1 protein-coding gene is annotated in these 15447 nt (G+C 71.7%); it reads right to left on the reverse strand.

Annotated features, from left to right (window positions below):
- Nucleotides 1–107 precede the first annotated feature (107 nt).
- On the reverse strand, nt 108–14177 hold the full coding sequence (locus tag P3T27_RS21600) for a hypothetical protein (RefSeq protein ID WP_280680826.1): 14070 nt from the start codon (nt 14175–14177) through the stop codon (nt 108–110).
- Nucleotides 14178–15447 lie beyond the last annotated feature (1270 nt).

Below are 15447 nucleotides of genomic sequence, written 5' to 3' on the forward strand. Positions count from 1 at the left end.
CTCGGCAGGGACGGCCGCCGGTCGGCCCCGGTCGAGGCGGCCGAACGGCACGTCCATTCGTCTCGACGGCCGGGAAGCACCCGGAGGTTCAGCAGCGGACGAACTCGTCAGCCGGTGTTCCTGTCACTGCTCTGGCCACGCCCTCCCCGGCTGTTCCCCCGCTTCCAGACACCCTGGCCCCGGCCCCGGCCGCGCCCGGGCGTCTGGCTGCCCCCTCCCGCCGAGCTCGATCCGGGTCCTCCCGCGATGGTCGTCTGCGGGGTGGCCGGCGCCTGCTCGGAGGTCGTCGTCTGCGCGGAGCTGCTCGAACTGCTCGATTGCTCGGTCGCGGCCTGGTCAGCGTTCTCGTTCCGGTCCGAGCCCGACGGCTTGTCGCCGTCCTTGGATTCGGAGTCGTGCTCGGCCTCGGGTTCGGAGCCAGGCTCGGAGTCGGAGATGTACGGCTCGTCATGAGCACCCTGCGCCGGCGTGTAGCCCTGGGGAGCGACGATCACGCCGTTCACGAAGTCGAGCTTCTTGCCACCCTCCTTGGTCGGCACTTCGGTCCCGGTGATCTTCGCCTCCAGCGCGGCCATCGCCTTCGGGTGCTCCTTGATGCAGTCCGGTGCCGCCCAGCCGTTGAAGATCTTTCCGTGGGTACCGCCGGTCACCACGACGAAGCCGAGGCCCTTCGCGATGTGCTCGTTAAAGATGGCGTGAGCCCAGTGGCACGCCATGCAGTCGCGCTTCCTGCCACCGATCGGCCAGGGCGTCAGCCCCAGTTCGTCGGCCCTGGCCTTGCCCTTCTCCTCGGCCGTCCTCCCGCTTCCGCCTCTGGATGTCCCGCTGTCCGACCCCTCGCTGTCCTCCTTCTGCTCTGCGTCCGTCGCGTCCTCTTCCTTCGCCTCGGCCTCCTTCGTCTCCTCTTCCTTCGTCTCCTCGCTTCCCTCCTTCTCGGCTTCCTCCGCCTCCTTCTTCTTCTGGGCCTCCTCCGCTTCCTTGGCCTTCTTCACGGCCTCGTCGAACTCCGCCTGCATCCGCTTCTGGACCTCGTTCAGGAGGTCCATCTCACCGTGGAGGCAGCCCTCGCCCTTGCCCTTGACGTTGGGGAGCCACTTGATCTTGTTCGTTTCCTTCAGCGCCTCGCGGACCGCGTCAAATCCCCGGCTGTGGTCGTCGAAGCCCACGAAGTCCTTGCTCCGGTAGTTCCCGTCCCGAATCGCTCGGAGCTTCGCCAGGTCGTGGTTCCTGCCTTCCTGGCCCTCCGGCGTGGCAAGGTTCGCCAGGCGATCTGTCGCGTCCTTTATCTTGCCCGGCCCCATTCCGGAGTTACCCGCGACATGGACCACGCCGTCGATGACGGTCAGGGCGAGGTGCGGCGTGCCGGTGTCCTTGAAGCTCGCACCGCGGCCGTACCGGTCGGCGTCCATCATGACCCGCGCCATCCGGTCCAGGGAGCGGCCGAAAGCTCCGCGCAACGAGTCGGTCTCCTGCCCCAGAGGCGCCTCAAGGCTGGGCGCGCGCAGGTCGAGAGGCAGCTCCGAGTAGCCGGGCTCGCCGACTGTGCCATTGGTGACGTAGAGCGTGCCGTCCCTTTCGATCACGTGCCCGATCTGGCTGCTCGCCGACTGCGAACTCGCGCCGCGCGAGGTCGAGCGGGGCGGGTTGTTCTCTCCCGGTGCCACGGTTCCACGACCACGACCACGACCGGTTCCACGACCACGACCGGGATCGGTATCGGTTCCACGCCCACGACCGCGCCCACCAGCGGGATCAGTATCGGTTCCACGCCCACGACCGCGCCCACCACCGGGATCGCTCGACGGCGTCGAACCGGGATCGGCGCTGGTCCCACGTCCGCGGCCCCGTCCGAACCCGCCCTGGGCTCCGCCCCTGGTGTCGTTCCCGCGTCCCCGGCCGCGATCAGCCCCGCGCGTCCCTGGCGGGGATGCGGCCGCCGAACTGCTCCCGGATCCGGCGGGGTTGAGGATCTGTTGGATGAGGTCGGCCTCCGAGAGCGGCTGCGGCGGCACGGGCGGCTCAAGGTCCTCGACGTGTTCCTCGCCGCCCTCCTCGACGTGTTCCTCGCCGTCGACGCCGCGCATGAACTCAAGGAAGCCGCCCAGCATCTCGTTGTCGGCGCGGGTCTCGCGGACCGGGTTGACCGGCCCGGCGTGCGCCGTTTCCGGGTTCTCCCCGAAGAGCCGCTCCAGGATGGGCAGCAGCACGGGCTCGTGGTCGCGGACCCAGTCGGCGCCGTTGTTGCGGGGCCGGCGGGTGCCCGGGTCGTCGCCGCGGTTGGTCCCGAGGTACACGTTGCTCAGCTGCGCGAAGAACTCCCGCTCGTCCGACGAGGAGTAGTTCCCGACCAGCTTGCCGTCCTTGTCGTGTACCGGGCCGTCGGGCCAGGCGGCGGTCGACTCGGTGCCGAACAGCTGGCTCAGGGTGTCGGCCATGTGGTTGTCCAGGAACACGTCCCGCACGAGCGAGCGCTCGTCGTCGGTCAGGCTGAACTCGTGGAGGGCGTGGGCGAATTCGTGGGTCGTGGAGGAGTAGCCCTCCTCGAAGCCCGCCACCTCGCCGATGCCGGTGTCCTCGCCGAGCAGGTTCTCCTCGGTCACCGCGATGTGTTCGTGCTCGGCCGCGCCCCGGACGGTCTCCCAGAGGCGGCCACCCTCGCCGACGGTTCCGCCGGCCATGTGGCGGAAACCCTCGACCTCGGTCATCGCGACGTCGCGCGGCACGACCACCACGCGCACCCGCCGCGTCAACAGGTCGGACGCGACGTCCGGGTTCTGGAGCATCAGCTCCAGCTGGGCGTGCGCCGCCTGCCGCGCCGACGCCGGGCGGTGCACCCGGTGATCGACGTCCACCAGCAGGCGGGCGGCGACCGTCGCGAACTCCGCCGGGGACAGCCGCTCCCGCAGGGGTCCGACGAAGTCGGTGTCGGCCGCGAGGGCGCGGCGGACGTCGGGCGAGAGCGAGTCCAGGGTCAGGAGCCGGTCCGGCAAGCCCATCTCCAGGATGTCGGACGCCCTCGGCGGCCCGGCGGGCGGAGGCGGCGGTGCGACCGGCTCGACGTGCGGAGGCGGGGTCACCGCCTCAGCGTGCGGAGGCAGAGGCGGCGCCACCGGCTCAACGTGCGGAGGAGGCGCCACCGGCTCAACGTGCGGAGGCAGAGGCGGGGTCACCGGCTCAACCTGCGAGACCGGGGCGGACGGCTCGACGTGCGGAGGCGGTGCGACCGGCTCACCATGCGGAGGCGGGGTCACCGGCTCGACGTGCGGCGCGGCGGCCTCGGGTACGGGCCGCACGGTCCAGGGGCCGGGGCCGAAGTCGGCGCCGCCGGGGTAGAGGTCCGTCGCGCCGGCCTCGATGACCCGGTTGACCTCGGCCTCGTTGTCGGTGGGGCTGACGCCGAAGCTCAGCAGCACCGGGGCGCCGTTCTCGTCCGTCCGGCCGGTGGCGACGGCGACGTGGTTGCCCTGGCCGTAGACCACGATGTCGCCCTCGCGGGGCAACGGCGTGTCGGGGGAGGTCGAGTCGTAGGTGGTCCTGGTGTGCGGGAGCAGACGGGAGATCAGGTTCTTCGTCCACTGCGGTCCCTCCAGACCGCTCGCGTACGTCTCGTGGATCCACTCCCAGGAGACCAGTCCTTGGGAGTGCGCGGTGAGCAGGACGGACTCCCAGCAGTTGAGCGTGCTGCCGGCCGCGAGCGGCGGCGGCTGGTCGGCCGGGCCGTCCAGCGCCCAGGTGGCGAAGTCGGTCTTCTCCAGGTCGAGCGCGCCCGAGGCGCGCCACTCCAGCACGGCCTCGCGCCGGGCCAGGTCGCGCATGGCGTCGGCCACTTGGCGGCCGCCGTCCGGAACGGGCAGGTCGAAGCGGCCGCCGAGGTGGTCGGCGCGCAGCGTGAGCAGTCCGTCGAGGAAGGCCTGCGGCAACGGGCCGGCGTCGGCGAGGGCAGTGAGCGCCGCGTCGTCGAGCAGCCCGAGCTCGTGGAGCCGGCGGCCCGCCGCCAGCACGTCCGCCGGGCTGTTCACCGCCCCGGGGCCGACGCTGTCGGTGAGCTCCAGGCCGAGCGTGCGGGCCTGCTCACGCGACAGTGGCGCCCCCAGGTACCCGGCCGCCGCCTCCACCAGCGGCTCGACGGCCGTCTGGGCCACCGGGCTCTTCAACGGCGGCGCGTTGCGCAGCCTGACCCGGCGCTCCTCGATCTTCCGGAGCAGCGGCTCCGCTTCCTGCCGTACGGCCCCGGCGGCCTCCGGCGGCAGGACGTTCAGTTCCTCCAGTCGACGGGTCAACGCCAGGACGTCCGCAGGGGCGTTGTTGTGCCGGCCCTCGGCGCCGACGAAGGCTCCCGAGGCCATCCGCAGGCCCTTCCGGTCGCCGGGCACACCCCGGTTGGCCTGCACCAGCAGGGACTGGGGCGGCTGCGGGGCGAGTTGTTCCGGCTCATGCGCCTGCTGCGGCTCGGTGCCGGCGTCCTTCGTCGGCTCCGCGGCCTCGGGCTGCTTGGGCTGCTCCTCGCTCTGGTTCTCCTGCTCGGGCTGCTCCTCGGCCTTGTCGCTCTGCTCGGCGTGTTCCTCGGTCTGGTTCTCCTGGTGGATCTCCGACTCGGGCTGCTTGGGGTGTTCCTCGGCCTCGTTCTCGTTCTCCTGCGCAGGCTGCTTGGGCTGCTCGGACTGCGCCTCGTCGCGGTCGCTCTGCTCGTCGGCCTGGTCCTTGTTCTCCTCGCTCTGCTCGCCGCCGTTTCCGCTCTTCTGCTCCTTGCCCTGCTCGGCGGGCTTCGTGGCGGGCGGCTTCAGCTGTCCGGGGGCGCCACCGAGAAGTTCGGCGACCTGCCCGGCGATGTCGTTCGAGGCCGGGGGTGCGGGCTTCGGCTCCTCAGGCTTCGGCTCTTCGAGCTTCGGCTCCTCAGGCTTCGGCTCCTCAGGCTTCGGCTCCTCAGGCTTCGGCTCCTCAGGCTTCGGCTCTTCGAGCTTTGGTTCCTCAGGCTTCGGCTTCTCCTCCGTGTCCGGCGGGAGGTCGTACCGGTCGGACGGCCGTCGGCCCTTGCGCCAGTTCTCCTTGGTGAAGTAGGTGTCGCTCGGCCCGGTGTGCTCCTGCGTGACCGACTTCTTCGGGACGCCCACCACGACGGGGACGTCGCCGACCACCGTGCGCGGCCGCCACGACCACGGGCCGGAGCGGTGCTGGAAGGAGACGGTGAACTTCACGTGCCCCTGGAACCGCACCAGCGGCTCGGGGTACTTGGAGTTCGCCACGGTCCGTTCCGCAAGGGTGCGTTCGCCTCCGGTGCGGCGGCCGGCGCCGCCGCCGAAGGTGATCCCGGTCATGATCTTGCCCTTGACCTTGGAGAACTCCACGCCGATCTGGCCCATCAGCTGGGTCATCCGGGAGGACAGCGCCCGCTCGGTGAACCGGGTCGCCAGTTCGGCGGACTGGGCGATCTCCGACTTCTTCTCCTCGCGGCCCTGGCCGAGGCCGACCAGTTCGGCCTTCACCGTGACGCTCACCTTGTCCAGGACGCCCAGCCGGAGGGTCTTGACCCGCTCCCCTCCCGCCGTCAGGTCCGGAAGGGAGTCGATCAGGGTGCCCCGGTCGAACATCCGCCTGAGCTTGCGCATGGCGGCCGAGTTCTCCTCCAGCCGGAACTCGTTCCGGCCCAGGGTGGTGAGCAGGTTGCGCAGCGATCCGACGTCGGGCAGGTCGACGACCACGTCCTCGGCGCCGAGTCCCTCCCACACCTCCCGGGGCGGCACCAGGTGAGTCGTCTCGACGGTTTCGCGCTTCGGCTTGTTCTCCTCCTGGCCGGGGCGCGGGGCCTGGTAGGAGGTCTCCTCCCGGGTGGTGACCTCCTTCGTGTCGGAGGCCTCCAGCAGCACCTCGAAGCCCAGCTCGACGGGGACGGTGGCCTGACGGCGTCCGCGCCCGGGCGTCGTCGGCGCGACGGGCGTGCTCGGGGCGCCGGTGCCGTGCGGGGTGGTCGGGGCGGTGTTCTCCGCGTTGCCGTCCTGCGGAGCCTCCTCCTTCGGGGTCTCCTTCCGGGGCTCCTTCGCCGCCTCCTTCGCGGCCTCCTTCGCCCGCCAGGCGCGGGCCGAGTCCTGGATCCGCTGGCTCTGCCGGATGAGTTCGTCTTCGAACGGCTTGGGCAGCGGGGCGCCCTCGGGCAGCTTCTCGGTCTGCCGCCGGAGCTCCTCCTGGCGCAGCCGTTCGGTCCGCGCCTCCTGCGGGGCCGCCCCGTGGACGGGCCGCGCCGACCCCTTACGGCGCATCTCGACCTGGATCATCGCGGTGCCCTCGAACACGCTGCCGGCGACCTTGGTCTTGGTCGCCAGGCCCGTCCGGCCACCGCCGTCGTGCTCCGCGATCCGCTCGTGGCCCCGGACGTGGCTCAGGGTGGCGCCGGCCACGACGGCGGCAGGCATCGCCCCGAGCGGGTCGGTGGTGCCCACCACCCGCCCGGTGAAGGTGTCGTCGGTGGCCCGGTTGTGGCCGGCCTTCCCGTCGGCGCCGCCCTCGGCGACGCCGCTGGTGCCGCCGGCCGCGAACTCGGTCTCGGCCGTGTCGGCGGTGTGCCGCATCTCCCGGACCCCGGCCCAGCGGAGCACCACCGTGCCGCCGGGCACCTTCACGAAGACCTCCTGACCGGCCATCAGCGCCCGCAGCCGGGACTGCAGCGCTCCCGGCAGCAGGGCCGGCTGCAGCGCCTGCCGGACCCGCTCCCAGCTCGCGCCGTACACCTCCCGTCCACGGCCGTCGAGCTGGTCCAGCAAGGAGGTGCGGACGAACTGCTGACCGCCCGTCGGCTGGGGCCCGGCGGGCGGCGTCCCGCCCTCCTGGCCGGACGCACCGTCCTTGGGTTCCGGCGTCCCGCCCTCCTGGCCGGACGCACCGTCCTTGGGCTCCGGCGCCCAGACCCGCAGGATCACGTCGGAACCGCTCAGCACGCCCGAGGACACGATCCGCTCCGGCACCGAGCGGAAGGTGCCGGGGGTCGGGGCGGTGCCGGTCTTCGGGTCGATGGGCAGTTCACGGACCGGGAACACGAAGCCGGCCGCCGTGACGGCGTTCGTCCGGCCCGAGGCCTGGGCGATCCGCTGCCGGTCCGACCGGCCGATCAGCGCCGTCGACCGCGTCGGCTTCGCCACGATCTCGACGTCGAACTCCACGTCACCGGTGAACCGGGCGGCCCGCTCGACCGTCTTCTCCTTCTCGGACCGGCCGGTCACGACGTCCCGCGTCGAGCCCACCGTCTCCTGCCCGGCGGACGACTGGCCGAGCGTCACCGCGACGTACGGGAACTTCATGTCGAGCGCCGCCGTCACACTGGTTCCGCCGCGCACGTCGCGAAGCGCCCCGGTGGACGACACGGTCTCGCCGCCGCGCTCGAACTCGCACTTCTCGATCGGCCCCTGGTACTCCCGCATGGTCACCTTGGCCCCGACGACCCGGATCTCGACGGTGATCCCTTCGTGCGACACCGAGACGATCCAGCCGCCTCCGGTGGTGAGGGCCGACAGCCGGGGGCGCAGCGCCGTCTCGTCGAGGTGGGGGGCGAGGGCCGCCTCGACCCAGGCCCAGTGATCGCCGAACAGCGGCTTCAGCTTCGCGCCCACGGCGTCGAGGACGGCCCGCGCGTCGTGCAGCCCGAGGACGGGGTCGGAGGGAGCGAGCTCGCCGGTCCGGGACACCCGGGACGGCGGCTGCACGGTGAGCGTCCGTTCCGGTGCGCCGCCCGTTGGGGGGGCCTTCGGCAGGAGCGGGATGTTCTCGACGCCCGGCGTCTCCTCGACGAACGGGGTCTCCTCCGGATGAGGGGTCTCGTCGACGGGCTGGACCTTCGGGCGGTCGAACACCAGGCGGGCCGGGGGAAGGTCTTCGCCCTCCGGGGTCCGGTGCGACTCCGTCAGGGACTGCGGGACGGCCAACAGCGCCCGGACCAGGGCTCGTTCGGGCGTGGTCGTACCGCCGCCGCCGTCCTCGACGACCTTGACGTCCAGCTCGACGGTGGCCAGGTAGACGACCATCTTCTCGGCGAACTTCGCGTTGGCGGTGCCGCTGACGGAGTCGGCCGTCCGGTCGCCGCCGCGCCACCGGGTGGTGTGGCCGACCCCGCCGGTGACCCCCACGACGGTGCCGGGGGGCTTGAACTCGGGCCCGCCCTGGAGCTGGCCGCCCGCCGTGTGGAACGTGTTCTCCCGGACGCCGCCGCCCGCCGCCCACTCGTTCACGACGTTCAGCTCGGCGTCCTTCTCGAACTCCCGAACGTACTCCAGCTTCTGGACCTTCGCTCCGGCCAGCACCAGGGCGTCCCGCTCACCGGTCCTGACCAGCAGCGGCGAGCGGAGGTCGATGCCGTGGCTCATCCCGGTCAGCAGGGCCCCGAGCCGCTCGTGACGGAAGGCCCCGCGCACCAACGGGCCGAGCTCGTTCCAGCCCTGGGCGCCGAAGGTCCGGCGCCCCAGCGCCTCCAGGACCTCCCTGAGCGGCCTGACGGGCTCGGTGGTGCCGGTCCCGGGAGCGTGCGGGACGACGTCGAGCACGACCGTGCCCGGCGGGAGGCCGTTCTTGCCCTTCGCCGGGTCGGACCCCCACAGCTCGGGCTTGGGCTCCCACGCGGCGGAGCCGGGAGGCAGCTCCGGCGCCTGGAGCGGTCCGGGTTCGGCGTCGGGACGGTACGTGTTCTCCGCGCCGGGGGGTCGGCATTCCGCGGTCTCGACGAGCGCCTGGAAGCCCAGCTGCGTCGTCGCCCGGCCCGGGGCGAGGTTCCCCTCCGCGTCCTGGTGCACCAGGGTGAGTTCGGCCGTGCCATCGAAGATCGTGCCCGGGACCTTGGCCTTGAGGGCGGTTCCGGTCCGCTGGGAGTTCTGCCCGATGGTGTTCCGGTCGCTGCCGCGCTGCCCGCTCGGGCCCCCCGTTCCGGCGCCGCCGAGAAAGCCCGTTCCGCCCGACTGCTTGACCGAGACGCCCAGCGCGAGCGTCCGGGCCTTGGTGTCGGACGAGGTGACGGTGCTGGTGATGTCGGCGCCGGTGTTGAACTCGCCCGCATCGGTGTTCCGCAGGTGCGACAGTTCCAGCACCTTCGCCGACATCAGGATGCTGCCCCGGCCGTCGGACAGCGGGATCTCCAGCAGCTCACCGGTCGTCATGGACCTCAGCTGGGACTGCAGGCTGGGCAGGTCCAGCTGGGCGAGGATCTCGGCCCGCACCGAACTCCAGGCGTCCCCGAACCTCTGCCGCCCGAAGGCCTCCAACCCGGAGGGCGCGGCGGCCGGTCCGAACAGCGCCGTGTCACCGGCGGTGCGGTTCCCGCGCCCGTGCAGCGTGTGGACGTTCTTGACCACGTCCATCCCGCCCAGCGCCGCCGTCTGCAGCACACGGGTCGGCGGGGCGTGGCGGGTCACCACCGGCGGAGGCCCGGCGGGGACGGCCTCGGCGGCCGGCGTGACGATCCGCACCGACAACGGCACCGGCAGCACCGGCTCCGGACGCTCCTCCGGGCCGGTCCGCCCGGTGCCCACCAGCGGGGTGCGGGAGAACGGCCGCGTGAGCGTCCGCACGCCCGGGACCTCGGAGAAGTCGAGGTCCAGCCGGATCGTCGCGTCGATCCACAGCACCGGCTCCCCGGTCTTCCTGCGGTGGGTCATCCGGCCGGTCGCGGCGACCGTCACCGCCCTGCTCCGGTCCACTGCCCCGCTCACCGGCCCGGACACCCCGGTGTTCGACGCCGGCTTGCCGCTCACCACCACACCGCCGCCCCACCGGGACCGGCTCTCGCGCAGGGCGCCCGTTCCGGCGGACGAGTCACCACCGTCCTCGAACTCGAACTTCTCCGTCCGATGCTTCGATGCGGGCGTCTCGACCGTGGCACTGATCCGCAGCGTCCCGGCGCCGCCGCCGAGGTCCAGGGGCACCAGCACGTCGTCGCCCCGGGTCATCCGGGACAGGTTGGGCGCCAGCGTCCGAACGTCGAGCTGCTCGGCGAGCTGCCGCCGGATCTCCTCCCGTCGGCTCGCGGACACACTCGGGGGCAGCTTCGCGAGCACTGCCGCCACGACCTGGTCGTCCGTTCCGTGGACCTTCACCACCCGGTCGCCGGCGCTGATCCAGCCCTGCTCCGTCATCCGGCTCGGCGGGGCCGGGAGGGGCGGCTCCTGCTGGGGCTGCTCCTGCTGTTTGGGTTGTTCCTGCTCCTTCGGCAGGTCCTGCTCCGTGAGCAGGACCGGCTTGTGCTGCTCGTGCTCCGGCTGTTCCTGCTCCTTCGGCTGTTCCTGCTCCTTGGGCAGACCCTGCTCCTTGGGCAGATCCTGCTCCTTGGGCAGATCCTGCTTCGGCAGATCCTCCTGCTTCGGCTCCTGCTGCCCCTCGTGATCCGACTTCGGCTTCGGCTCGGGCTCCTTCAGTGGCGGCGGAGTCGGCTTGGTCTGCGACTCGGTGACCGAGGGCGCTTCGGCCGGGCGCTGCGTGGTGGGCTGAGGGGTCGTCGGCCGCATCGCGCTGTAGTGGGTCACTCGAATGTCCTGCTCATTCGAGCGGAGGATGTGGACGACCTGCTCCGACGCCTCGTTCATCAGGCGGGGCACGGGGTTCTGGTCGTGCACCCTCAGCTGAATGCCGAAGGCGTGGGCGGCGACCACCGCGATCTCGTCGTAGAACGGGGTGCTCCACAGCACGCGGTTGCGCACCGCCATGTCCACGAACTCGCTGAGCCGCCGATCAGTCAGGTCGGACGGCGTCAGGCGCCGGGGATCGCTGTCCCCCGGCTGCACCCACATCCGCTCCTTGAGCGCCGGGATCCGATCCAGCAGTCGAGCCCAGACCGCCTCCTGCTGCGGCCCGCCCGCACCGAACACCGCGAGGATGTGATCGAGCACTTCGTCTCTGGTGAGACCCAAGCCCTGCGCGCCGGCGATCGCTTCCAACTGCTGGTGAGTGAGATCGTGATCGGAGAGCAGGAACCGAAGGGGACTCATCCCCAGGGCGTCGAGGTCCCCCCGCTGCGTGGCGCCCTCCTCCCCCCGGAACCACTGCGAGACGGTCGTGCGCGCGCCCCTGACGTCCAGGTGCCCGTGGGCCCAGGAATCCAGTTGCCTGGGCGCGCTGGCCAGAATCGACGTGAACAGGCAGTTGCCGTCGCCCGGGACCCGCAGGACGTCGAACTGCGACCCGTCCCCCGCCGTCCGCCGGCCCGTCACGGGCCAGTCCCGCGTGGCCGGTGTCGTCGGCGCTGCCGTCGGTGCCGTCGGAGGGACGACGGCGGCCTGCTCGTTCCCACCGAGCACGCCGACGGCCCGGGACTTCTTCTTCTTGGTCTTCGCGTCCGAGGTCTCCGCGACAACGGGCCGGCGCGAGCCCTGCTCGGTGTCCGGCTCCATGGTTCCCGGCTCGAACTTGATCCAGCGTCCGCGCGTGCCGTGTTCGTCGCTCAGGATGCCGAGCGGGGCGACGCGCTGGCCGATGCTCACGCTGATCGTGGTCGTGGACGCCCACACGACGCGCCCGGTGGCGTTGGCGAGTTCCTGCGCCACCACCTTGCCGTTGTCGCCGCGGGCGCCCGCCTGGCAGGCGAGCAGCACGATCTGGGTGTCGGGCGGCATGCGCCGGAAGCTGGGCCGCCGACGGATGACCTGGCCGAGCGCCTCGCCGGTGACGAAGACCTTCTTCTTCCCGCTCGGTTGGTCCGACAGGGTGGTCAGCGCCGCCGCGAGGTGGGTGGCGTGCGTCATGAACGTGTAGATGGGGTCCGAGACGTTCCAGGGGACGAGCCCGATCGTGCTGAGGTCGGGGTTGTCCGACTCGGCTGCGGGCCTGGAATCCTTCTGGTCGAAGTAGTCGGACGGCAGGTACTCGAAGTGGGGGGTGGTGGGGTCGAATCCGTCCCGGATCGGCTCCCACTTGCGGGTGAGGGAACTGTCCCGGTAGAGGCGGCCGCCCGACTGCCGACCGAGCGGGAACAGGATGGGCTGGCTGTCGAGGTCCGTCTCGTCGACCACGTCCGGCTTCTTCGCGTCGACCAGGTGGCCGTTGTCGTCGCGGACACCCATGGTCGGGATGGAGCTGGCCCGTTCGTTCTCCGGCAGGGTCGGGTCCGGCGGAACCTCCTTGATCCAGAACCCGCGCTCGGCCTTCGTATGCTTCCTCTCCTTCAGCTCGGGCCGCAGTTTGGCCTTCACCTTGATGAGGCCGTCGGTCAGCGACGTCGCGACGGAGTTGGTCCACACCGTACGGCCGGTCGCCTTGGCCAGCGCCCGCGGGAAGTCCAGCTCCGCGCCCAGGGCACCCGGTCCGACCAGCACCAGCGGGGTCTCGGGGGTGAGCTCGTCGTGCGGCAGGTCGGCCGCCACGCCCTTGGCGAGTGCTTCGGGTTCGAGGTCTTCCAGGTTGTCGGGGATCAGCACGAGCAACGGCTCGTGCCCGGTGATCTCGGTCAGGCTGTAGTGCTTGTTCTTCTCCGGGGTGTCGCCGCCCGGCTGAGCTCCGGGCCGCTGCACGGGCTCGGGGGCTCCGTCGGACGGCTTCCCGGGGTCGGACCAGTAGTAGACGGTCCGCACGTCCTCGGCCGCCTCCGGCACGGGCTCCGCCTTGCGCCCGCCGCCCACCACGATGCCGATCGTGGCACCGGACGAGTTCGTCAAAGGGCGGGTCTGGTAGCGCGTCTTGCGCTTCTCCGGTTCCGGTCGCACCGGGTCGTCCCCGGCGGGGACCGGGACAGGCTTCTCCTTCGGCGCAGGGTCAGCCTTGTCGGGGACCGGGACAGACTCCTCCTTCGGCGCAGGGTCAGCCTTGTCGGGGACCGGGACAGACTCCTCCTTCGGCGTGTGCGTCGACAGCTCCCGCCGCAGGGCGGCGCGCAGATCGGCCCCGCTCAGGGCCGGGTCGATCCTCGCGGCCGCGTCCACCAACGCCCGCAGGTGCTCCGGCAGCGGACGCGTCCACTCGGGCAGCCCGTTCAGTTCGTGCGCCATACCGGCCAGCCAGCCGCCGGTCAGGAAGGGCGCCCGCATCTTGTACTCGTCGCGTGCGAGGTTCTCCATGCGACGCAACGCACGGACCTTGTCGAAGTCCCGGGTGATCCCGCCGGTGGGCTCGTCGGGGTGGTAGAGGCCGTCGTGGATCTTCAGCAGCGCTCCGGCGGCCAGCCGCTGCTGCGAGGACGGAGCGGACGAGGAGGACTCCTCGCCGGACGGGAGCGTCGTCGAACCGCCCGTGTCCTTGACGAGTTCCCCGGCGGCGTGGTCCAGGGCGTCCTTGTCGACGGTGCCGCCGGTGCCGTCGATGCCGCGGGTGACGATCGCCTCCGGCGGGGCCGCGGCCTTCTTCGCGGTCTTCTTGTGGGCGAAGCTGCCGTCGTCCTCGCCGAGACGGTTCCGGTCGGGTGCCGGCTCGGTGTCCTCCGCCGTGGTGTCGCGCTCGTGCTCGTGCTCGCGCTCGTGCTCATGCTCGCGCCCATGCCCGTGCTCGCGGCCGCGCTCCCCCTTGGTGCCCGGGAAGTCGGGCATCAGGTCGTGGCGCTTCAACGAGTCGACGTCGACGCCCAGTTCGGACGCCAGCCGGCGCCAGGGGTCGGCCACCCCGTTGGAACGGTGTTCGGCGAGTAGCTTCCGCGCCTCGGCCAGGGACACCTCGCCGTGCACGCCGGAACCGCCACCCGACTCGTCTCGCATGTCGGCCAACTGCCGCTGCCAGTCGGCCTCCTCCGCGGCCTCCTGTCGCGCCTGCCGCTCAACCTCCCGCGCCTGCCGCTCGGCCTCCCGCTGCTCCTCGCGGGCCGTCTCCTCGGCGCGCAGACGCTGCCGCTCCTGGAGGGCCTGCCCCTCGGCCTTGGCGCGGGTCGCCGCGTCCTCCGCCCGCTTCTTCCGGCGCGCAGCCTCCTTGGCCTCCGCCTCCGCGGCCTCCCGGGCGCGCTGCTCGGCCTCCTGCTGGAAAACCGGATCGTTCTTCTGGTCCTCCCAGCGCTGCTCGGCGGCGTCGCGGCGCCGGTCCCGCTGGCCCGACTCGGTGACGCGCCCGCCCCGGGTGGCGTCCTCGCCGCCCAGCTTCTCCCCCGGGCCGGAGAACTTCTCCGCCGGGGCCTTGCCCTCCGACCCCGTCGTGCCGGAATCCTTCAGGTCACCGACCCCGAAAATCCCGGTCTTCGGCGGAGCCGACTTCTCACCATCACCCGACGCCTTCGGCCCCTCATCCTTCGACGGCACCGGCAGGGGATCATCCGTCAGCAGATGCCCACGACCACTTGGGAACTTCTCCGCCGGGGCCTTACCCTCGCCGGAATCCTTCAGGTCACCAAACCCGGCAATCCCGGTCCTCTTCGGCGGAGCCGACTTCTCACCACCACCCGACGCCTTCGGCCCCTCATCCTTCGACGGCACCGGCGGGCCATCATCCGTCAACAGACGCCCAGGACCACGAGGGAACTTCTCCGCCGGAGCCTTACCCCCACCCGCATCCTCCAGATCACCAAACCCGGCAATCCCGGTCTTCTTCGGCGGAGCCGACTTCTCACCACCACCCGACGCCTTCGGCCCCTCATCCTTCGACGGCACCGGCAGGGGATCATCCGTCAACAGATGCCCACGACCACTTGGGAACTTCTCCGCCGGAGCCTTACCCTCGCCGGAATCCTTCAGGTCACCAAACCCGGCAATCCCGGTCTTCTTCGGCGGAGCCGACTTCTCACCACCACCCGACCCCGACCCACCGGAACGGTCGGAGTCCGCGGGGGCCGGCTCTACCTGGGTCTGGCTGCCCTCGGACTTCCCCCGCGTCTGCGCCCCGCCGTCGGCCGGGCCGGACCCACCCTCGCGCCGCCCGCCCGCGCCGGAATTCGGTGCGGCGGCACCGGAGTTGTCGCTCTCCTCCTTGGCCTTCAGATCGTCGATCGTGCCGAATCTGAGCTCCCGCGTCGAACGCGGCCTCTTGGCATCGGCCAACGCCTTGGCCTTCTCACGGTCCGCGAACAACGGGTCCGACAACGCCTTCGCCGCGCGATCCGCCTCACCCTGCTCGCGAAGCTGCCGATGCAGCTCAGCCTCCGCCGAGTGCCCGGGGTCAGGCAGCGGCTCCTTCTCACCACCGGCCGAATCCTTGGCCCCCTCACCGTCCTCAACAGACGGATCCGACGCCTCCTTCGCCTTGCGAGCAGCCGCCTCGGCCGCCTTCGCCGCACGATCCGCCTCACCCTGCTCGCGAAGCTGCCGGAGCCACTCAGCCCGCGACGTGTACGCGGGATCGGGCAGCGGCTCCTTCTCCCCACCCTCCGGCCCCTTGGGCGCCTCACCATCCGCCTGGGACCGCTTGGCCGCCTCCGCAGCCTCCTTCGCCGCACGGTCCGCCACATTCTGCTCGCGCAGCTGCCGGAAGAACTCAGCCTGCGACGTGTACGCGGGATCGGGCAGCGGCTCCTTCTCCCCACCCTCCGGCCCCTTGGGCGCCTCACCATCCGCCTGGGACCGCTTGGCCGCCTCC

The sequence above is a fragment of the Kitasatospora sp. MAA19 genome, from assembly GCF_029894125.1.
In the GTDB taxonomy this organism is placed as follows: Bacteria; Actinomycetota; Actinomycetes; order Streptomycetales; family Streptomycetaceae; genus Kitasatospora.